This window comes from Arthrobacter sp. 92, assembly GCF_050260325.1.
Taxonomy (GTDB): domain Bacteria; phylum Actinomycetota; class Actinomycetes; order Actinomycetales; family Micrococcaceae; genus Arthrobacter.
Window position 1 is genome coordinate 2195827 of sequence record NZ_CP189863.1, and the last position, 19681, is coordinate 2215507.

Below are 19681 nucleotides of genomic sequence, written 5' to 3' on the forward strand. Positions count from 1 at the left end.
CAACCACCGACTCGGAACAGACCGGGTTCGGACCTACCTCCGGAACGTTGACCGGGCCGCGGCCGAGATTGAGGAAGGCTGCATGGCTGACATCGCGGACGTCTTGGCCCCGGTGTTGCTCATCGCCCGGCACCACGGCATTGATCCCGCCGCGCCGGAAGACAAATGGCCGCACCGGCATCCGTCGCGTCAGGTAGGAGTTCGCGGAGGAATCCAATGTCCTGGGTGCGGGCGGTTCCGCGGCGGCACGCCTCCGCCTAACCGTCACGTGTTGACGAAGCATCCGGTGGGGCGTAGAACGAGCCTTGTCAGTCCATCTGCGGGCCGTTGGCTGACGGTCCGCCGGCTTTAGGAGCGGAACATGGCAACTGCGATAACCATGGAATTCAACGGCGCGACCCTGGCGCAATACGACCAAGTCATTGAAAAAATGGGCCTTACCCCAGGAGGGCCTGCCCCAGCGGGCGCCATATCCCACTGGGCCGCCGCGACAGACAACGGGATCCTCGTCACGGATGTCTGGGAGACACGCGAGCAGTACGACGCGTTCGCAAGGGATCAGATAGGTCCGTTTAGTGCAGAGGCAGGCATCCCGGAGCCTCCGAAGGTGACCTACTACGACGTCCACAGCTACTTCACGCAGGGCGGCGCCGGCGCCTGATCCGCCATGGCAAGCTTTCATGCCTCCCGGGTCAGGTAACCCGAGCTGGCGAAAAGGCCTCCACCCTCCGCAAAGGAGATGGGGGCCTTTCCAAGGTCGAGGGTTTCTTCGGTGCCGAGGGCTGCAGCAATTGTCATGCGCAGTCGGCGGCCGCGGGCCCCGACAATGGCTAGTACTGCACGAATCCGTTCTGAATGGCCTGCAGGTCAGCGGCCAGGGCAGCCATCCCGGCGGTAGGCGGCTCCGACTCACCCGTGGTCTCGCCGAAGCTGTCACCGAACCACTTGTGCCAGACGGTGGCCACGACCTCCGGGGTGATGGCACCGCCCGCGGTTATCAGCGCCGCGAAATCCTCCATCTCCGGGTCGTACTTTGTCTCCGGCGCTCCGTGGTCCATGACGCCCAGCAGATCGTGGGCATTGAGGCATTGGGTGATAGCGCTGCGGAGGCGGGCATACTCCGGCGTGACGGGGTCCATGAGCGCAATCCTAGGAGCCCTCCCAGAGAGCGTGAGCGCTGATAAATTGTGTTCACAATGCCCGTCGTTCCGTCCTTCGGATGGATCGGCACGATGAATTCCGAGGAGGACCTCATGTCACAGGTAAAACGCTTCGATCACGTCGGGATCACCGTTGCCGATTTGGACTTGGTCACGGCATTCTTCGTCGGGCTCGGTCTTGAGGTCGAGGGGCGGATGTTCATCGAGGGGGAGTTCCTTGACACTGTTATCGGCATCCCCGACTCCCGCACCGAGATGGTCATGCTGCGGCAGCCCGGTGGGGGTACCGGGCTGGAACTCTCGAGCTTTGGCCGGCCCGATCACCAGCCCGGATCGCCGGCGGCGATGGCCACTGAGCTGGGGTTGCGCAACGTGGCCTTCGAGGTCGACGATCTCCAGGGCGCCGTTGACCGGCTGGCGGCTGCCGGCTACGGCCTGGTCGGCGGCGTCGGGCAGTATGAGAACATCTGGCGCATGGCTTACGTGCGCGGTCCGGAGGGGATAATCGTGGCCCTGGCCGAGCGGATCGGCTGACACGCCTTCATCCGCGCCGACCTCTCCGGGGACGTCGGCTTGGCCGAAGATGAATGACGATGTGGTCCCGGCAGGCGCACTCCCAGCTCGCGACTGACTTGGGCGCTCCGGCGTCCAAGCAGGCCCTGCCGGGGCCGTAAAGTAAGCAGGGTGACTAATAAGATCAGCCCGGCCCAAGCATGGCAGCGCCTGCTTGAAGGCAACGAACGTTTCGTCTCCGGAGACGCCCGGCACCCGAACCAGGGCGCCTCGCGGCGCAGCGAACTGGTGAACACTCAAAACCCCTTCGCGGTCATCTTCGGCTGCTCGGACTCCCGCCTCGCCGCGGAGATCATCTTCGACCTCGGCCTCGGCGACGCCTTCGTGGTCCGCACCGCCGGGCACGTGCTCGACGACGCCGTTCTCGGATCGCTCGAGTACAGCGTTTCTATCCTCCAGGTCCCACTAATCGTTGTCCTCGGACACGACAACTGCGGAGCCGTCACTGCCACCAAAAACGCGGTGGAAACCGGGGAGATGCCCCAACGCTTCATCCGGGACCTGGTCGAACGCATCACCCCCTCGGTGCTGACCTCACTGCGGGATGGCAGGACAGAGATCAACGATATGGTTGTCGACCATGCCAAGCTGACAGCGGAGCGGCTACTGGAAAGCTCCCCGGTAATCGCCGCCGCCGTGCATGATTCCTCCACCGCCGTGATCGGCGTCGCGTACCGGCTCGAAGAAGGCCGCGCGCAACTCGTCTCAGAATCCGGCCTGGTCTAAAGCCGGTCACCAGAGCGGCATCATTGTTTTGCAACCCAAGTGCGCAGGAACTGGTGCAGCCCTGCATGGGGCAGCCGGTCAAGGAGTCGAACTCGGGTTCGAGATAGTGGAGCGCGACCACAAGGGGTAGCGCCAAGCGAGTACCAGGCGGCAAGCACTGCGAAGGGATGCACAAGAGCGATCACGCTTCGATTATCAGCCCGGCCGCCCTCAAAACTGGAGACAGGTAGCCTTGTTGCGACGGTCCTGCGGACACTACTGCCCTTCGTCGGCGTCAGTGGGGGCCGGCGCTCAGGGACAGACTTCGGCGGGCGATTATCGCCGCATGGGCACGCGGGCCAGGATCTGTTCGCGTATGCACCTCCGAGTACCAGGCCAGGATCCCTCCGCTCTGCCCGTCGTCGATCCCGAGGTTGGTGAACGCCGCGACGCGGAACAACGTATCCGGGAATCGCGCCTTCGCCTCCTTCACGAACGCGGGCACGAGGTCGACGCCTTCGGCGTCGGCGCCCAGGCTCGTCAGGAAAGCGGTCCAGTGACCTGGGCCGCAGCCGACGTCGACTACCGGACCCAGCAGCGACTTCGCCCAGTGCGCTATAAACCGCTGGTCCTGCTCGTTCGCCTTGTCCACCGATCCGAACAGGGAGATGTACTCTGACGCGCGCTTGGCATACGCATCACGAACCTCTGTCTCCGTCATCAGCTCCGAGCCTATACGACCCGGTTCCACCCGAACGGCGTGATCTGCATGGGCAGAAGCGGCGTCGGGTGGAACGACCTCCACCCAGCGTTTGCGGGCGGGTTTATGCGCAGGTCAGCTGTCGATTATGAGAGCATCTCGTTCCACTGGATTAGGTGATCGAGGTCCATCGCCGTCGGGCTCATTGGCGACAGCAGCCTGAACAGTCACCTCGAGAGGCCGCCCGGATCGGGCGCCTTGCGAGGCAATACGGAGACTCCGACAATTGGTCTGTGGGACTCGGACGCAAGATCGTAAGCGTGGGCGGGGCGGCTGCCTGCATCTATGGGGGCTGGGTGCGCCCTAGACTCATGCGCTGGGGCGCAAGCGATGAGGAAGTTGCCGCCCCATTTCCTGGTGCTGAAGTGGTCCCGTACGGACAGAGGGCGGCGACGATGGCTGTCACGATTGACGCGCCGCCGGATCAGGTCTGGCCGTGGCTCGTCCAAATGGGCGGGGACCGTGGAGGTTGGTACTCCTGGGACCGCCTCGACAACGCAGGACGTCCCAGCGCCCGGGAAGTCCACCCGGAGTGGCAACACCTCGCTGTGGGCGACTACTTGAAGTTCTGGGCACCGGGCGGCCATCTGGTGGACTCCTATTCGGTCGCGGTCCTTGAAGCGAATCGGTTCTTGGGACTGCATGGTCTGAGTGACTTACGGGGCCGTAACCTCGACGCGAAGCAACCGCGGCCCCTGGCATACATTGAAGGGCTCTGGGGCTTTCTTTTGACGGAATTACCCGGCCGGCGCACACGTCTCGTTATCGGGGGCTATCAGACTCTCCGGCCCCGGTGGCTTGAAGGCTTCGTTTTCTACTGGCTCTACGTCCCGGTTGTCTGGGTTATGCAGGCTCGAATGCTGTCGGTACTAAAGCGGAACATTGAACAGTCTCACAGACACTAGCTACGGAGGAACGTGGTACGGGTGGACCAGCACAAGTGACCAAAAACGCAGCCTTGCAATGAGGTGTCCGGCGCGAAGTCCGCTCGGGAACGGCAGCAGATGGCGAAGGTATTCGAGTACGACCGCCACACGGACGAACTCTACTGCTGGAGAATCGATCGCGTGAAGCTGACAGGTCGGTAGGCTCGCCTTGTGATGAGTTCGCAAAACGGCAACGAACGCTATGTCGTTCGCCCTTGGTGGAGGGCAAGATCACTGCCCTGGGCGGCCTTGGTAGTTGTCTCCATTGTCCTGACAGGCATTGCCCTGGAACGGACGGCATTCTTCGTCTATGTTCCGGTCCCGGAGTTCATCGAGCGGGTGCGCGTGGGCCGGCTGTTCATGCTCGCCGGGTCTGCCACGTCGCTTGCAGCAGCCGTATGGTCTCAGGCCCGGAGCAACCCGCTGTGGGTGACGATCTGCGTTGCCGCGCCGGCAGCGTTGGTGGGCATGGCGACGATGACCGCGACGCCCCCCTCTCTGACTCCACAGATCGCCGGCCTCTTTGCCCTGCCGGCCGCCCTGGCAGGGCTTGTTAGAGGGCTGCATCCCGAAATTAAGGATTGATGCGGCCCGGTCTCGCATCCAGAACTGAGCATTCATGCCTAGGGGTTTGGCCTTTGTCTTTCTCCTTTTTCGACAGCCCTAACCGCCGGACCGGGGCTTTCAGCCCTTACCCGCTCTGACAGCGTCGGGCAAAGTGCCCTTATGAGTTCGTCCCTGAAAACCGGTATGGCTGCGCCGGACACGCGGTTCCTTCCCCGCTCGTCGCTTGCCCGCTGGGCGCTGGCGTTTTTCGTCCTTTTCCAGCTTCTGCTTGATCTGACCCCGCTGCTCCGTTTTGAAGCGGGAACCCAGTTCGCCGACATCGACAAGGTGACCGGGCCCGTTGCATGGGCCAGTGTCATCGCGGGCATCGCACTCGCACTGTCGGCCGTTGTTCGGTCTAGGAAGCAGGCATTGGGCCGCATCCTCGCTGCCGGTCTCGGTCGCTGGGCATTCACACTGGCTGCGGCTGCACTCGTCCTGACCATCGTCGGGCCAGCCATCGGAAACGCGGACCTCTATCTGCTCGGCGGAGCCGCGGCCTTCGCGGCCGCCCTCACAGGGTCCTTCGCTTCCTTCCGGGCCGCGGCCCAACACGTCACGTTTCTGCCACGCACGGCGGTCGGCACCTGGGCGCTTTGCCTATCGTTGGTCGCCCTTGCCTCGATCATGGCTTCGCCGCTGCTGCCATTCGACGCCGACCCGCTGCTCGTGCAGATCGTGACCGAGTTGGGCGTTCTGCTGTGGGGGCCGGCGGCCGCCTCGGGCTTAATCGCTATTCTGCACTACCGCGAGCGGTCTGCCCTGGTCCTCGTTCTGACGGGGCTGGTGGCAATGGCCGCCGTCTATTGGACGATCTCCGAGTTCGTTTTTCCCGGACACTAGGAGCTGAAATGGCAACGGCGCTCAAGCCTCACACGCCCATTGGAAGATGGGCAGCACTCTTCGGCGGCCTCCTTTTCATCGAAGTGCTGGCCGCCCTCGCGGTTGGGGGCGCCACGTCCCCCACGCAGGGCATGGTTTTTTTCCTGCTTTCATGGGGCCGCGCTTGGGCAATGCCCGCAGCGGTCGCGCTGATCCTCGGCCTGATCGGAATAGTGCATTATTCGGAGCGGTCGGTGTCGAATTGGATTGTGACTGTCCTGGGCCTTCTTGTAACCGGCGCTGCCTTCGTCCCTCCTGCCTGGTATTGGTGATCCAGTCCCGCCGGAAGATGACCCCCGGCAAAATGGCCGCGCTGATGGCCGCAGCGTTCCTTGCCGTCTGGGTCATTCCCTTCGCATGGGCGACTGCCACGGCCTTCCAAAGCGAGACTGACGCCGCAGCGCCGAAAGTCACCTGGGTGCCGCCGTCCGGCTTTACCATCGATGCCTTCGTCAAGGTCTTTCAGGATGGAAACATCCCACTCTGGACGTGGAGTTCGTTCTATACCTCGGCCGCTATTACTCTGATCACACTCGTGATTTCTTCCCTCGTCGCCTACGCCTTGTCCCGCATCGACTTCAGGGGAAAGCGGGTGCTGATGGGTGTCATCATCGCGCCGATCATCATCCCGCCGCCCGTGCTGATCATTCCGTTGTTCAACCAAATGGTGGCGTTGCGGATGATTGACACGTCGTGGGCGATAGTCCTGCCGCAGGTCATCCACCCAGCCATGGTCTTTGTGCTGAAGAAGTTCTTTGATCAGATTCCTCGTGAACTGGAGGAAGCTGCTGTCATGGACGGCGCGAGCCGACTGCGTATCTTCACGCAGATCGTCGTTCCCCTCTCCAGGCCCATTTTGGCCGCTGTGGCGATCTTCGTCTTCATTGGCGCTTGGAACAATTTCCTGTGGCCGTTTATCGCGACCAATGACAACTCCCTACTAACCCTCCCGGTGGGGCTGCAGACCATCAAGAGCGCCTACGGCATCCAGTACGCCCAGAACATGGCCTCCGCCCTGCTCGCCGCCTTGCCCCTGATAGTGGTGTTCCTGTTCTTTCAGCGCCAGATCGTCACAGGCTTTGCGACTTCCGGCCCCGCCGGCACCTGAGCTTCCCTGCCAACCGAAAACGCAAGGAGAACAACACTATGTCCCGCGCCCGGATCAGCATTGACCGCGACTTCACCATTGGGGAGGTTCCCCGCCGGCTCTTCGGCTCCTTTGTTGAACACATGGGCCGTTGCGTCTACACGGGCATATACGAGCCTGGCCATCCTGAGGCGGATGACCAGGGGTTCCGCAAGGACGTTTTGGAACTAACGAAGGAGCTCGGAGCCACAGTGATCCGATATCCGGGCGGCAACTTCGTCTCAGGTTACAACTGGGAAGACGGCGTCGGCCCCATGGATCAGAGACCCCGCCGCCTGGACGGAGCCTGGCACACCCTCGAAACGAATGCCTTCGGCCTGCACGAATTCGTGGACTGGTCGCATAAGGCCGGCACCGAGATCATGGAGGCAATCAACCTTGGCACCCGCGGCGTTGATGCCGCCCGGGAGATCGTCGAATACGCCAACCATCCTGGCGGTACCTACTTATCCGACCTCCGCGCTAAGAACGGCTCTAAGGAACCGTTCAACATCAAGCTCTGGTGCCTGGGCAATGAGATGGATGGACCCTGGCAAATCGGACACAAAACCGCGGAGGAGTACGGCCGGCTGGCCCAGGAAGCCGCCAAAGCCATGCGCTATGTGGATCCAGACATTGAGCTCGTCGCCTGCGGCAGCTCCAATTCCGCAATGCCCACATTCGGGGCCTGGGAACAGACGGTCCTGACCCACGCCTACAACGAGGTCGACTACGTGTCCCTTCACGCCTACTACCAGGAGCATGACGGCGACGCTGCAAGCTTCCTGGCCAGCGCCGTCAACATGGACTACTTCATCGAATCAGTGGTAGCCACCGCGGATGCGGTGCGCGCCAAGGGCAAGCACAAGAAGCGCATCAACCTCTCCTTCGATGAGTGGAACGTCTGGTATCAGCGGGGACGCAACACCGAGGACCAGCTGCACCGGATCCAGGAAACGGGCCAGTGGCGTGAGCACCCGCGCATTATCGAGGACGAATACAGTGTCACCGACGCGGTGGTGGTGGGGACACTTCTAAACTCACTGCTGCGGCACGGCGACCGCGTCAAAATCGCCAATCAAGCCCAGCTGGTGAACGTGATTGCCCCCATCCGGAGCGAGGAGAACGGACCGGCCTGGCGGCAAAGCATCTTCTATCCGTTCGCCCGGATGGCGGAGTTGGCGAAAGGCCGGATTCTGCACACCGCGATTAGCTCCGACAAGTACGGGACGGCCACGTTCGGCGACGCGGATCTGGTGGACGTCAGCGCCACCTGGGACGAGGAGAACGGGCGCGTCGCCTTGTTCTTGGCTAACCGCGGCTTGGAAGAAGCGGCCGACGTGGAAGTCGCCCTCCGCGGGTTTGAGACGGGCGCAGTGCACCGCGCGGAAGTGCTGGAGGCTCCCGAAGGAAAGGACCGGCACGCCGGAAACAACCTTCAAGCCGGTGAGCAGGTGGGAATGAAGCCCCTGAACGGAGTCAAAGCCGCCGGTAGCGAGCTGCGGCTAAGTCTGCCCGCGCTGTCTTGGGCCGTCGTCGAACTGGGGGTGACCCGGGGCTGATTCCCCAGCAGGGGCGCTGCAGGGACATGAAAGGGCCTCGGCAGCGCCCAGATCCCAGCGGCCCTCCGGCACAGTAGCAGTCGGCAAGAGCGCGCCAGCGAGGAACGGTGGTTTGCGGCGGGCCGCTACGGGCCTGTCGGGACGCCGGGGACGGATCTAGACTGAAGCATTCAGTCATGCTGGCGGCGGGCGACGCCCGGCGCGCAACCAAAGAGAAGCACGTATCGGGAAGGGCTGGCCATGGGCAATGCCTCGCAGAAAGCTAATCGGGCGGCATCCGAAGCGGCGTCGGTGAGCCGAAGCCCCGCCTTGCGGATACTGGCGCGCACCGGATTCGTCTTCATCGGCCTGGTTCACATCCTGATCGGCTTCATCGCCCTGCAGATCGACAGGGGGCAGGGCGGCCACGCCGACCAGTCCGGTGCGATCGGATCCCTCGCCTCGAAGCCGGGCGGTCCTTTTATGCTCTGGGCCGGGTTCGCGGCGTGCGCCGCGCTGGCCCTCTGGATGGTCAGCGAGGCCGTCTTCGAGGCCCGCTCCGAAGCGGATTCGAAGAAGAAGCTGCAAAAGGCGGGCGCGGCCGTGGGGAAGGCTGTGGTGTTCGGCTTCCTGGCCTTCACGTTCGCGGTCTTCGCCTCCGGCGGCAGCAAGAACTCCAGCCAGTCGGCCAGTGACTTCACTGCCAAGTTGTTGGGCGCCCCTGCCGGCGTGGTGCTGCTGATCGCGGTCGGTCTCGCGATCATCGGAGCCGGCGTGTTCTACGTCTACCGCGGCCTCACGCGCAAGTTCATGGAGGATCTGCAGGACCCGGGCAATGCCCGTACGGCGGTCGAATGGATCGGAACCATAGGCTACGCCGCCAAAGGCGTGGTCCTCGCCGTCGTCGGCATCCTGATCATCGTTGCCGCGGCCACCGCGGATCCGTCGAAATCCTCCGGCCTGGACGGCGGCCTGAAGGCCCTCGGCTCCCAGCCGTACGGCGTATTCCTGCTCGCCGGAACCGCGGCGGGGCTGGTCTGCTACGGGGTGTATTCGATGGCCCGCGCGCGGTACGGAAAGTTCTAGCCAGTCCGTCACGGGCGCCGTCCGTCCGTCGCAGCGTCCACCGCTGTGGCTCCGCTCCCGGGGAGCAGTCGCTCTATGGTTGCCGGCGTTGGTGAGTGGGACACTCGGTTCCATGCGCGAACTTGTTGTGCTCGGCACCGCCTCCCAGGTCCCGACCCGTACCCGGAACCACAACGGCTACCTTCTGCGGTGGGACGGCGAGGGGCTGCTCTTTGATCCCGGTGAGGGAACGCAACGCCAGATGATCCATGCCGGGGTGTCGGCCAGCCAGATCACCCGCATCTGCCTCACCCACGTGCACGGTGACCACTGCTTCGGTCTGCCGGGTGTGCTGTCCCGGCTCGCCCTGGACGGGGTGACCCGTACGATCAACCTTCACTATCCGTCCTCGGGCGAGGACGTGGTCCGGGCCCTGGTGTCAGCTAGCTCTGCCGAAGTTGACCTGAAGCTGCGCCCGCATGGCGGCGCTGGAACCATCGCACCGGGCCTCGAGGTGCAGCCGCTGAGACACCGGATTGAGACCTACGGCTACCGGCTGACCGAACCTGAGGGCCGCAGCCTCCTGCCGGACCGGCTCGCCGCCGCGAGAGTAGACGGCGCCGATGTGGGACGCTTGCTGCGTGACGGGAACCTGGGACGCGTCCGGCTGGAGGACGTGAGCGTTCCCCGGCCCGGTCAGAGCTTTGCCTTCGTGATGGACACGGCCCCTTGCACCGGCGCCGAGGAATTGGCCGACGGTGTGGATCTGCTCGTGGCGGAGTCAACGTTCAGCAACGACGACGCCGAACTCGCTGGCCAGTATGGCCATCTAACCGCCGGGCAGGCGGGGGAGCTGGCGGCGCGCGCCGCCGTCGGCACGCTTGTGCTCACGCATTTCTCATCCCGGTATGGCGCTGATGTCACCCTGCTCGCCGAGCAGGCTCGGGACCGTGCCGGGGAGGCCAGCGTTGTAGCGGCAAACGACCTGGACCGGATGGCCTTCCCCAAACGGCGGCGTTGGTCGTGAATGTTGGTCCCACATAAAGGCGACCGTTCCCTGGCGAGATGTGAGTACCCGATGCTGACTGCGACGGTTGCAGAGAGCCAGGGCCGCGTGATGCTGCGCATGAGCGGGCGCAGGATTCGGACCATGAGGCCGGTGGGGGACCCAGGTACTGTGCCACAGCAGATACGCGGCCGCCCCGATCCCCGCGCCAAAGGCCTGAGTGGAGTTGATGTCAGCCCATCGGAGGCGTCAGCCCATACCGGGCGATGATGTCCGGCAGCCAGGGCGGTTCGCCGAACTGCAGCCCGTATTCGGCGGCCAGTTTGCCAATGAACTCGGGATCCGGCGGACCCGCTTCGAAATGATCGGCCAGCCCCCAGAAAAAATGCTCAAACCCCGCGGGGCTGATCACCTCGATCATCCGCGCGGGGACTTTGCCGGCGTTCCACATCGTGTGGAGTTCCCCCCGTGGTTTCGTGATGTAGCCGCCGGCACCGAGCACGGCCTCACGTTCGCCGGACCGGAACCCTATCTCCCCTTCAATGACGATCGAGTACTCGTCCTCCCGGGTGTGGGTGTGCGGGGGGACCAGAGCCCCAACAGGGAACGGGTGCTCCACAATCGAGATCTGTTCATTGGTGTGCTCGCCGAAGAGCTTGAAAACAACCCCGATCGATCCAAGACTGCCCTCGCGCCCCTGGCCCGGCTGCACGACTGTCAGCCGTGGAGCCTTGTCCATATCCATGACAGACCACCTTTCAATATTCGATATACAATGGTGTCTACCGAAATTGTCCAGCGGCGAAGGATCAGTGTCAATACATTGACTGAACACTACCGTTCATCCAAAAACCGGCGCTACGAGATGAGCAAACGGACCGAACAGATAAGCGGCACGCACCAGCGCATCGTCGACGCGGCTGTGACCTTGCACGGTTCCATTGGGCCGGCCCGCACCACCATCGCGGGCATCGCCGAGAAAGCCGGCGTCACCAGGCTGACGGTCTACCGGCACTTTCCCGACGACGAGGCACTGTTCTCTGCCTGCTCCTCGCATTGGCTTTCGCAACAGCAGCTACCGGACCCCACGGCATGGTCCGGGCAGGCCGACGCCCTCGAACGCGTCACCGTTGGCCTGTCCGACCTGTATCGGTTCTACCGCGACGGCGAGGCCATGCTCACCCGAATTTATGCGGACTGGAATGCGCTCCCAGAAGCACATCGCGGAGACCTCGAATCCAGGAACGCCTTTTTCCGGGACGTCCTGCTCGAGCCGTTCCCTGAGTCGAGCAGGAGCGGCAGGCTGCTCGCCACCTTGAGCCACGCGGTTTCCTTCTGGACCTGGCGGTCGCTCTGCCATGACAACGGCCTCTCCAACCATGACGCCGTCGAAATCATGTCAACGCTCATCACAACGACGGCCGAAGCCCGAGGGGCAGTAGGGACGTCTAGGTGTATTGTCCACGGACGTTAGGGACGCCCGGCGTGGATAGGTGACAAAAAGAAGACCTCCGAGTGGAGTGGGGCTTGTCTAGAGTCCGATCCACAAGGAGGTCTTCAATGTCCCATGCTAACGCGCTCCTGACGCCGAAGGGCAGGCTCCGGCTGGCTAGGTGCGTTGTCGAGGACGGGTGGTCCCTGCGCCGTGCTGCTGAGCGGTTCCAGGTGTCGGTGGCAACCGCGGCGAGGTGGGCGGCCCGTTACCGGGAGCACGGTGAGCGCGGGATGGGTGGTCGTTCCAGCCGGCCCGTCAGCTCCCCGCAGCGGACGTCCGTGCGGCGGGAGCGGCGGATCATCGCGCTTAGGGTCAACCGCCGGTGGGGTCCGGCACGGATCGGCTTTCTGCTGGGGATCCATCCGTCCACAGTGCACCGGGTTCTGTCGAGGTTCGGGTTGGCGAGGCTGTCGTGGATGGACCGGGCCACAGGCCGGGTGATCCGCCGGTACGAGCACCACAGCCCCGGGGAGCTGGTCCACGTGGACATCAAGAAGCTCGGACGGATCCCGGACGGCGGCGGCCACCGCGTCACCGGCCGGGCCGCGGGTAATAAAAACAAGACCGGCACGACGGCGAACCGGCGACCGGGCTACGCCTTCTTGCACAATGCCGTTGATGACCACTCTCGGCTTGCCTATACCGAGATCCTGGCCGATGAGAAGAAGGACACCGCAGCGGGGTTCTGGGAACGCGCCAACGCCTATTTCGAATCGTGCGGAATCGTAGTCAAAAGGGTGTTGACGGACAACGGCTCCTGCTACCGCGCCCACGCCTTCAAGGACGCGCTGGGCCCGGACATCAGCCACAAACGCACCCGCCCCTACAGGCCCCAAACCAATGGCAAAGTCGAACGCTACAACCGCACCATGCTCGACGAATGGGCCTACGCCAAACCCTATGGATCAGAAACCGAGCGTGCTGCCGCTTTCGCTGACTGGCTCCATCATTACAATCATCACCGAGGCCACACTTCACTCAAAGGTCAGCCACCGGCCAGCCGTGTTACCAACCTCTCAGGTCAATACATCTAGGCAACAAGTTTAGGCAGCAAGGGCGTCCCGCATGCGGCCACGCTTGAGCGTCTTCGCGCGGTGCCGAAGCTCTCTACGGAGGCGGCGGTTTGGCGGCAGCGGCTGCGGAATGCCGGGGAATGGTGTGCCCGGCAGTGGCGGTGGTCGTGGTGCCGGATGGGTGCATCGCAGTAGGGCGTACGGCAGGTGTCGTCGCGCGCTCGGATGAATCGTCGCAGTCCGGGAGGGAAAAGCCTGGCCCGGGCGTCCATCGCCACCAGGTCTCCGGCGCCGGGAGTGGTGTACAGCCGACGCAGCCAGACACTCAGGGCGGAGGCCCCCCTCGCCTGCGCTCCCGCTGATTTCCGCGCGGAGCCCGGGACCTGGTTGAGCGTATCCCGTGCCCACTCCGCAGGGACTATGCCGTATCCGGAGAGGCGGGTCGGCTCGCTGTCGCCCTGGAAGAGGGTGCGGTCCGTCATGACTAGTTGGATTTCGATCCCGGTAATGCCGGCGGGCGTTCCCGTAATGCGTTCGACGAGGTCATCGGCCATGATCTGTCCGCGGGAGCGGGCGTCCCCGCATGAGCGCAGGGAACCGGCATGGCGTGTCAGGGCGGCGTGGACGGCCACGCCGGCGGACACCGGAAGCAGCGCACTCAGCTATGTCATAGTGTCCGGCGCCGGGCGCAGGCTCACATACCGGTCGGTGGCCGCGTGGCGGGCCTGGGAACGGCGCTGCAGAGCGTCGAACGCGACGGCGATCCGAGCCTGTAGGCCCGCTGCTGCGGACTTCAGGTCCTCCAGCTCCCGCAGTTGTTCGATCAGCCCCGCACTTTCATGACAGGGGAGGACGGCAGTCAGGAGCCGGATCAGGTCCTTGACCGTCCCGTCTTCGCGGGCTGCTTCCGGGGCCGATGCAGGCTCCTGAGTGTGCCTCCGTGAGGGCAGGGCAGTCCTACCGGCCGAACAGCTTGGCGAAGAAACCCTTGCCGGCCGACTTCTCCTGCTCGTGCCCGCGGCAGCGCTCGGAGCTTGGGACTCCGCGCATAACCTGGTCTACGTGCTGGCCGCAGCCCGCCCACGTCGTCTTACCGCATTTCTTACATGTCACCGCACGGCACATCTGGTTGCTCCCTTGAAGCTTGGATAATCTCACCAGCATACCCCATGGGGTATTTTCATGCGAAATGCTCCGCGCCGTTACACCGGTACACGGGCCCGTGGTCGTCCATATTCCAGCTGCTCCTAGCCGACGTGGATGCGTGGCCTGCGGGTGGGGTCCGGCTCATGTTTACGGATGATTTCACGCACCACGGGGGGTGTGTCGCCGCGGCCAAGGAGGAGGTATCGCATCAGGTGGGCCAGTGGGTTGCCTTCGGACCATTCGAAGTAGGCGTGCGGAATTACGCCCGTTGCGTCCCTCAGCGCCAGCAGCACCGCCGCGATGGCGTTGGGTGCGGCGGGGCTTTCGACGCGCAGGATGCGGTGCCCGTTGACGTGGTTGCCTTTCACGTCGAGGGTGTCGCCGAAGTTGGAGGGGTCGATGATGTCGATTTCAAGGAAGATGACGTCTGCGGCGCCGGGCACTGCGTTTTGGCCGCGTTGGTCGAACTCCTTTTCAGCATATTCCTGCGCGTCGCCGGCTTGGCGACGGTTGGCGATCAGGTTCAACGCGCCGTCGTAGTCCAGAGAGTCGGCGATGAACTGGCGGGCGGCGTGGTCAAACCGGATGACGTCCGCGCGCAGTTCCGTGGTGCGCGCCACCCGCGACACCAGGGAGATGGCTACGATACCGAGAATGAAGAACGCTGAGATCGTCAGCCCGTGCGGCTTTTCGATGACGTTCGCTGTGAGCGCGTACACCAGAATCAGGGTAAGCAGCGCGAAGGCACCACCGGCCCGGCGTTGCCGGCGCCGGAAGGCTGAGATAGTGACGGCAACCGATCCGGAGACCATCATGGCCAGGACGCCGGTAGCGTAGGCACCCGCCTGCGCGTTGACGTCGGCGTGGAAGCCAACGGTGATCAGGACGCTGACCGCCGTGTAGACGAGGACCACAGGGCGGACTGCGCGTCCCCATTCGGGTGCCATCCCGTAGGAGGGCAGGTAACGCGGCACGATATTGATCAGGCCCGCCATGGCTGACGCGCCGGCAAACCACAGGATCAGGATGCTGCTGATGTCATAGACCGTGCCGAACGTGTTTCCCAATTCCTGATGGGCAAGGTAGGCGAGGGCGCGTCCACTGGCGCCACCGCCGGGCTCGAATTCGTTGGCCGGGATCAGGACCGTGGTGACGAAGCTGCTGCCCAGCAGGTAGACGCTCATGATTGCTGCCGCCGCGGTCAGCAATTTTCGCGTGTTCCGCACCCTGGACGCGAGGCGTTCTTCCGGCGTCGTGCCCGTGGAGGCAACCAGTGGCATCATACTGACACCGGTCTCGAATCCGGAGAGCCCAAGAACGAGCAGCGGGAAGGCAATCACGGCCGGTCCCGCGATGTCCGAGAGTCCGCCGCGTCCTGCCAGTTCCCCGGTCCACCGGGCCAGGGACGCGGGATCATTGAGAACCCGGATCACCCCGGCGGCGATGACCACAGCGTTCAATAGCAGGAATGCCGCGACGAGGGGGATTGCTACCACCACGGCTTCGCTGAACCCGAGGAGGAACACCCCGCCCAGGATCAGCAGCAGCGCCACAGTGACCGGCACCGCCTGACCATGCAGGAATTCAGGGACGTACGGATTCTCCAGCATGTGCACCGTGGCATCCGCCGAGGAAAGCGTGATGGTGATGATCCACGACGTCGCCACGAAACCCAGCAGGATCAGAACGAAAATCTTTCCCCGCCAGAACGGCAGGAGGTTTTCCAGCATCGCCACGGACCCTTGGCCGTGCGGGCTTTCTTCCGCGACCCGGCGATACATGGGCAGCATGCCCAGAAGGGTCAGTGCAACGATCAGCAGCGTCGCCAGGGGTGACAGTGCGCCGGCCGCCAAAGCGGCGATTGCCGGCAAATAGGACAGCGTGGAAAAGTAATCCACACCGGTAAGGCACATGACCTTCCACCACGCCTGCGGAGTAGCGTGCTCCTCTTCGCTTTCAGGTCCCACCACAGGCTGCACACGGTGCTCCAACAACCACCGTGCCAGGCCATTCGCCGTCGACCTCTGAGTCGTGGGGCGTCTGACCTCCGCAGGAACGGTGCGCCGCTCTGTACCGTCCATCTCGGTCTCCTTTTTCCATCGGTTCCCAACGTGGCCCTGCGGCCGGGAGGAAACCAACCTGCGAACTGAGGCCGCGTTCCTTGCGCCTCCGAACACGTCAAGCCGCCTGATGATGCCCGCCCGCTATAGGGAACAGCGTAGAACATGGCGACGTCCATGGCAGGGCAGTGGGCTAGGCGTGCCGGTAAGGGCAGGAGTGCAACTCGTGCGAACGCTCGCGGGCGGCCCGTGGCGTACTCTGTGGTCACGGCGAGGGAGAGAGGTTCAGATGACACTTCAGGTGCGCGTAGGCGTTCCGCCCGGGCTTACCGACCGAGTGGTTGCGGCGGCTGCCGCATCCGACGGCACGTCGGATATTGCCCTGCACCGCGGTGCATCCTTGCGCCCCGCGGGCGACGTCGTGATCATCCATTCAGCCAGGGAGAGCGCCGGTGAGCTTCTGAAAGCGCTGGAGGACCTGCAGGTCCCGCAGGTGGGATCCATCACGCTGATTGAACCCCGGCTTGTCCTCTCGGACGCCGCAGAGGAAGCGAAACGCCGGGTGCCTGGCGATTCCGCGGACGCGGTGATCTGGGACCAGGTGACCAACGAAACAGGCGAGGAAGCCAAGCTGTCGTGGACCTTTCTCGTGTTCATCATCATCGCGACCCAGCTCGCCGGGATTGGCATTGTCACCAACTCCACGATCGCCATCGTGGGGGCAATGGTGGTCGGCCCCGAATTTGGGCCCTTGGCGGCGCTGTCGCTGGCGTTGGTGGAGCGCCGCTTCGACCTCGCCAGAAGGGCTCTTATGACACTGGTCGTTGGCTTCACCGCAGCCATGGCGGTCACAGCCGCGGCGGCAGCCGCTTCGATCCCTCTTGGACTGGTGCCCCGAGGTTTGCTGGAACATGGTGAGTCCGCGGCCGACTTCATTTATCATCCCGGACCATACTCACTCATCGTTGCCGTCCTGGCCGGAGCAGTGGGCATGATGTCGATGATCGGCCGGAAATCCGCGGCGCTGGTTGGCGTGTTCATCTCGGTCACCACTGTGCCGGCCGCTGGCTTCGTCGCCGTGGCCTTGGTCCTGGGTGAGCAGGTGAAGGCGCTCGAATCCGGTATTCAGCTCGCCATCAACCTTGCCGGAATAGTGCTCTCCGCCGTGGCCGTCCTTCTCGTTTACCGATGGATCGAAAAAGGGCCGCTGCTACGCCTGCGACGGCATCCGGGAGGAAGGACCTCTGCCTGAGTTCGCTGTGGAGCGGGGACGGGATGCAGCGGTCCAGCTCAGCCGATATCCGTCGTCGTTCCTCAACTAGGGCTGGTAGTACTCGTCCGTCGGCATGAAACCCACACGATCCACTTTTCGGTGGTAGTGCACTCCAGCCATACCACCCAGAACGGCCCCCACCAAAGCTACTGCGGCCACCGCGATGGCGGTGATGATGCCGCTGGTAGTTAGCGGGCCCTCGTCTATGGGAGGTTGAAGGAAACTATCGAGAGTGGTCAGGACATTGAATCGGCCACCGCTGATAATCCCAAGCAGGGCGAGTGCCGCGGCCACAACGGCAGCCCACAGCCACACCATGAGGCCCTGACCGATGCCGTTGAAACGCGCCATTCTTCCTGCGACGTACCCGCCGCAAAGGAAGGCGAGGAAAGGGATTATCAGGAGCATTATCGTCCCGCTCACGCCATCCGGTGATGATGCCCGGCCGGGTTCCGCGATCAGGCCCGTGCCCCGGAGCAAGCCGGCATCACCGGCCGCTATGACCAGAGCGGTCAGCAGAACAGCCATCGCGGTGGAGATCAGCCAGCCGAAGAAGGCGGAACCGATCTTGATGCCGCCGAACCGCTCCTCTTGGCGGGCAACCACTATTTCACGGATGGCTGCGACCTGGTCTTCCGGGAAGAAAGCTTCCACCGGGGTGCCGGCCTCATCGGTGTACCCAGGGTCGTCGGTGTATCCCGGGTCGTCAGTGTAGGCAGGGTCGTCGGTGGAGGGGCGGACGCCAGGGGGTTCTTCGTAGAAGCCGTGCTCAGTACTGTCCGAGGTGCCCGTATCTCCTCGGCCCGGCGGGACGGTGGCGTCGTCCCTTTCCTGGTCGCGTTCCCGCCCGTCGTCAGGATCCCTCGGACTGCCCATCACTCGTCCTTACTTTCAGTGCACCCACGGGCTCGTTCCCTGAAGCGGCCCGTCCGGCGGGCTGATGTGGGATCCGTGATAATCCGATGGGGCGCCCGCCCAAGGCGCGCTCCTCCGCTTTGCGAGCGGCTGCTGAGTATCACACCTAAAGTAGCGGCACGCCGGCCTGGCTCACGAGGGGCTTTCGGCCTCACTTGGACAGACTGCTGCACGGTTCCTGCGGCAAGCGCTCGCGGAGGCGCTCAGACCGCCGGGTAGTCCGCATTCCATCGCGCGACCGCGGCGCTATCCGGCCTCACTCCGGATACGGTCCTGAACACTTTGCGGCATGGTGGAGCACGAGTCGCTGTCGGCGCGCCGGTCCGCATGGCTGTCGGCGGTGTCCGTGATGCCGACCGTTGCGACGGCCGCCTGCCATCCTCCGAGGCCCGCGATCTGCCGAGGCACCCAGACGTTCGCGGCCCCGTTCACGAGGTTCCACACCGCCGGATGGACACCTTGGCCCAGGTAGATCCCTCCGTTCGGATCCCGCCGGACCAGGTCGGGCAGCGGCAGGACGCCCATCAGCTGCGCCGACTGGTAGTCCGACATGTTCCACGGAGGCGTGCCGAAGTAGTACCAGCTGGCGGCGCAGACGCCGTACAGGTGGGGGCCGAACTGGGCGTAGTTCAGGTAGAGCTCCAGGGTGCGCGGGGCGCTCAGGGTGTAGCTGAACTGTGTTGCCAGGACGGCTTCAAGTCCCTTGCGGACGGCGCTCTGGTCATCCCACAAGAAGATGTTCTTGACCAGCTGCTGGGGAATGGTGGAGCCGCTCGGATCGGGCTTGCCCTGGAAATAAGCTCCGGCCCTGGCCTGGAAATCCCCTATGTCGAAGGCACCGACGCGGGTGCCAAGCTGTTCGTCTTCGTGGGCGACCGTCGCGGCGAGCAGGTGGCGGCTGATGTGGTTCATCGAGACGAACTGGTAGACGACGGGTTCGCCGGCCTCCAGCATGTATGCGGTGCGCGGCGGGGTCATGCCGAAACTGAATGTGAACGCAATTATTTGGGCCAGAACAAGGGGGGCGATCAGGGCCAGCAGCAGCTTACGGCGCCATTTGCGCCTGGATCGCGTGCCCGGCTGGACCGGCGGTTGGGCCTGATCCGCTCCGGCCGGGGGCTGGGTGGTGGTCGGCGTCGCGGGATCCGGCGACGTCCCGGTGCCGGGGATCGGGTAGCTGACAAACCGGGGCGGTTCGTTCTCAGGGCGGTCTGCCGACGGGGCGCTCCGTGGCGGTGACGGCCGCTTCGGGATCCGCGTTGTTCTGATGTCCATCGATATGCCTTTGCTTCTTGCCCGCGTGCCCCTGAAGATGATGGGACAAGATTCTACCGGGCGGCTCTGGTTCTTCCGTGCGCGGTCACCAATACAGGGGAGCTCCTATGAGACCCATCACTGGTGAAATCCTCATCGGAGCGCAGGTCGAGGC

At 64.0% G+C, this 19681-nt stretch carries 19 protein-coding genes and 1 pseudogene; 13 read left to right on the forward strand and 7 right to left on the reverse strand.

Going from position 1 to position 19681, the window contains the following annotated elements:
- Positions 1–361 precede the first annotated feature (361 nt).
- Positions 362–661 carry a hypothetical protein gene (locus ACP4XC_RS10060; protein WP_427174812.1) on the forward strand — a complete coding sequence of 100 codons (300 nt, stop codon included), beginning with the start codon at positions 362–364 and terminating at the stop codon, positions 659–661.
- A gap of 169 nt (positions 662–830) precedes the next feature.
- On the opposite strand, the gene ACP4XC_RS10065 is transcribed toward ACP4XC_RS10060, so the two are convergent.
- A complete protein-coding gene (locus tag ACP4XC_RS10065) occupies positions 831–1139 on the reverse strand; it encodes a hypothetical protein (protein WP_427174814.1) in 309 nt (102 codons plus the stop codon).
- A gap of 114 nt (positions 1140–1253) precedes the next feature.
- On the opposite strand from ACP4XC_RS10065, the gene ACP4XC_RS10070 reads away from it, so the two are divergent.
- The gene (locus ACP4XC_RS10070) at positions 1254–1694 is read left to right on the forward strand and encodes a VOC family protein (protein ID WP_427174816.1); all 441 of its coding nucleotides are present in this window, start codon (positions 1254–1256) and stop codon (positions 1692–1694) included.
- 150 nt (positions 1695–1844) lie between these two features.
- Positions 1845–2459, forward strand: coding sequence for a carbonic anhydrase (locus ACP4XC_RS10075; RefSeq protein WP_427174818.1), 615 nt, complete (start codon positions 1845–1847; stop codon positions 2457–2459).
- A gap of 274 nt (positions 2460–2733) precedes the next feature.
- Here the strand turns inward: ACP4XC_RS10075 and ACP4XC_RS10080 are convergent, their stop codons facing one another.
- Positions 2734–3159, reverse strand: a complete 426-nt coding sequence (locus tag ACP4XC_RS10080) for a class I SAM-dependent methyltransferase (protein ID WP_427174820.1) — start codon at positions 3157–3159, stop codon at positions 2734–2736.
- 1136 nt (positions 3160–4295) lie between these two features.
- Between ACP4XC_RS10080 and ACP4XC_RS10085 the strand changes: the two genes are divergently transcribed.
- The 7 genes from ACP4XC_RS10085 to ACP4XC_RS10115 all read left to right on the forward strand — a co-directional run bounded on the left by ACP4XC_RS10085 (position 4296) and on the right by ACP4XC_RS10115 (position 10371).
- Complete coding sequence (locus ACP4XC_RS10085; RefSeq protein ID WP_427174821.1) at positions 4296–4709, forward strand: hypothetical protein; 414 nt, start codon at positions 4296–4298, stop codon at positions 4707–4709.
- 141 nt (positions 4710–4850) lie between these two features.
- Entirely contained in the window at positions 4851–5573 is a 723-nt protein-coding gene (locus tag ACP4XC_RS10090) for a hypothetical protein (RefSeq protein ID WP_427174823.1), read from the forward strand.
- Positions 5574–5581: 8 nt separating this feature from the next.
- The gene (locus tag ACP4XC_RS10095; protein ID WP_427175204.1) at positions 5582–5884 is read left to right on the forward strand and encodes a hypothetical protein; all 303 of its coding nucleotides are present in this window, start codon (positions 5582–5584) and stop codon (positions 5882–5884) included.
- Positions 5872–6720: a carbohydrate ABC transporter permease gene (locus ACP4XC_RS10100; protein ID WP_427175080.1), complete on the forward strand. Its 849-nt coding sequence runs from the start codon at positions 5872–5874 to the stop codon at positions 6718–6720. The genes ACP4XC_RS10095 and ACP4XC_RS10100 overlap by 13 nt, the downstream gene beginning before the upstream one ends.
- 38 nt (positions 6721–6758) lie before the next feature.
- The gene (locus tag ACP4XC_RS10105) at positions 6759–8300 is read left to right on the forward strand and encodes an alpha-N-arabinofuranosidase (RefSeq protein ID WP_427174825.1); all 1542 of its coding nucleotides are present in this window, start codon (positions 6759–6761) and stop codon (positions 8298–8300) included.
- A 240-nt stretch (positions 8301–8540) separates the two neighbouring features.
- Positions 8541–9365 (forward strand): DUF1206 domain-containing protein, encoded by an 825-nt coding sequence (locus tag ACP4XC_RS10110; RefSeq protein ID WP_427174827.1) that lies wholly within the window; start codon positions 8541–8543, stop codon positions 9363–9365.
- Positions 9366–9477: 112 nt separating this feature from the next.
- Complete coding sequence (locus ACP4XC_RS10115) at positions 9478–10371, forward strand: ribonuclease Z (protein ID WP_427174830.1); 894 nt, start codon at positions 9478–9480, stop codon at positions 10369–10371.
- Positions 10372–10582: 211 nt separating this feature from the next.
- Here ACP4XC_RS10115 and ACP4XC_RS10120 read toward each other — a convergent pair whose 3' ends face one another.
- Entirely contained in the window at positions 10583–11095 is a 513-nt protein-coding gene (locus ACP4XC_RS10120) for a cupin domain-containing protein (RefSeq protein WP_427174833.1), read from the reverse strand.
- A 78-nt stretch (positions 11096–11173) separates the two neighbouring features.
- Between ACP4XC_RS10120 and ACP4XC_RS10125 the strand changes: the two genes are divergently transcribed.
- Positions 11174–11824 (forward strand): TetR/AcrR family transcriptional regulator, encoded by a 651-nt coding sequence (locus ACP4XC_RS10125; protein WP_427174835.1) that lies wholly within the window; start codon positions 11174–11176, stop codon positions 11822–11824.
- A gap of 86 nt (positions 11825–11910) precedes the next feature.
- Positions 11911–12879: an IS481 family transposase gene (locus ACP4XC_RS10130; RefSeq protein WP_427174836.1), complete on the forward strand. Its 969-nt coding sequence runs from the start codon at positions 11911–11913 to the stop codon at positions 12877–12879.
- A gap of 140 nt (positions 12880–13019) precedes the next feature.
- Here ACP4XC_RS10130 and ACP4XC_RS10135 read toward each other — a convergent pair.
- Positions 13020–13640 (reverse strand): annotated as a pseudogene (locus tag ACP4XC_RS10135) (HNH endonuclease); the annotation flags it as partial.
- 465 nt (positions 13641–14105) lie between these two features.
- The gene (locus ACP4XC_RS10140; protein WP_427174837.1) at positions 14106–16085 is read right to left on the reverse strand and encodes an amino acid transporter; all 1980 of its coding nucleotides are present in this window, start codon (positions 16083–16085) and stop codon (positions 14106–14108) included.
- Positions 16086–16353: 268 nt separating this feature from the next.
- Between ACP4XC_RS10140 and ACP4XC_RS10145 the strand changes: the two genes are divergently transcribed.
- On the forward strand, positions 16354–17316 hold the full coding sequence (locus ACP4XC_RS10145; protein ID WP_427174838.1) for a DUF389 domain-containing protein: 963 nt from the start codon (positions 16354–16356) through the stop codon (positions 17314–17316).
- A gap of 66 nt (positions 17317–17382) precedes the next feature.
- Here the strand turns inward: ACP4XC_RS10145 and ACP4XC_RS10150 are convergent, their stop codons facing one another.
- Together ACP4XC_RS10150 and ACP4XC_RS10155 are read right to left on the reverse strand one after the other, a co-directional pair.
- A complete protein-coding gene (locus ACP4XC_RS10150; protein ID WP_427174839.1) occupies positions 17383–18213 on the reverse strand; it encodes a hypothetical protein in 831 nt (276 codons plus the stop codon).
- A gap of 285 nt (positions 18214–18498) precedes the next feature.
- The gene (locus ACP4XC_RS10155) at positions 18499–19527 is read right to left on the reverse strand and encodes a transglycosylase domain-containing protein (RefSeq protein WP_427174840.1); all 1029 of its coding nucleotides are present in this window, start codon (positions 19525–19527) and stop codon (positions 18499–18501) included.
- Positions 19528–19681: the final 154 nt, after the last annotated feature.

Bases quoted from the DNA above. Each gene is read 5' to 3' on its own strand.
- ACP4XC_RS10145 (WP_427174838.1), top strand. From the start codon at position 16,354: ATGACACTTCAGGTGCGCGTAGGCGTTCCGCCCGGGCTTACCGACCGA.
- ACP4XC_RS10155 (WP_427174840.1), bottom strand. From the start codon at position 19,527: ATGGACATCAGAACAACGCGGATCCCGAAGCGGCCGTCACCGCCACGG.
- ACP4XC_RS10140 (WP_427174837.1), bottom strand. From the start codon at position 16,085: ATGGACGGTACAGAGCGGCGCACCGTTCCTGCGGAGGTCAGACGCCCC.
- ACP4XC_RS10120 (WP_427174833.1), bottom strand. From the start codon at position 11,095: ATGGATATGGACAAGGCTCCACGGCTGACAGTCGTGCAGCCGGGCCAG.
- ACP4XC_RS10095 (WP_427175204.1), top strand. From the start codon at position 5,582: ATGGCAACGGCGCTCAAGCCTCACACGCCCATTGGAAGATGGGCAGCA.
- ACP4XC_RS10105 (WP_427174825.1), top strand. From the start codon at position 6,759: ATGTCCCGCGCCCGGATCAGCATTGACCGCGACTTCACCATTGGGGAG.
- ACP4XC_RS10130 (WP_427174836.1), top strand. From the start codon at position 11,911: ATGTCCCATGCTAACGCGCTCCTGACGCCGAAGGGCAGGCTCCGGCTG.
- ACP4XC_RS10080 (WP_427174820.1), bottom strand. From the start codon at position 3,159: ATGACGGAGACAGAGGTTCGTGATGCGTATGCCAAGCGCGCGTCAGAG.
- ACP4XC_RS10060 (WP_427174812.1), top strand. From the start codon at position 362: ATGGCAACTGCGATAACCATGGAATTCAACGGCGCGACCCTGGCGCAA.
- ACP4XC_RS10065 (WP_427174814.1), bottom strand. From the start codon at position 1,139: ATGGACCCCGTCACGCCGGAGTATGCCCGCCTCCGCAGCGCTATCACC.
- ACP4XC_RS10110 (WP_427174827.1), top strand. From the start codon at position 8,541: ATGGGCAATGCCTCGCAGAAAGCTAATCGGGCGGCATCCGAAGCGGCG.
- ACP4XC_RS10115 (WP_427174830.1), top strand. From the start codon at position 9,478: ATGCGCGAACTTGTTGTGCTCGGCACCGCCTCCCAGGTCCCGACCCGT.
- ACP4XC_RS10090 (WP_427174823.1), top strand. From the start codon at position 4,851: ATGAGTTCGTCCCTGAAAACCGGTATGGCTGCGCCGGACACGCGGTTC.
- ACP4XC_RS10070 (WP_427174816.1), top strand. From the start codon at position 1,254: ATGTCACAGGTAAAACGCTTCGATCACGTCGGGATCACCGTTGCCGAT.
- ACP4XC_RS10150 (WP_427174839.1), bottom strand. From the start codon at position 18,213: ATGGGCAGTCCGAGGGATCCTGACGACGGGCGGGAACGCGACCAGGAA.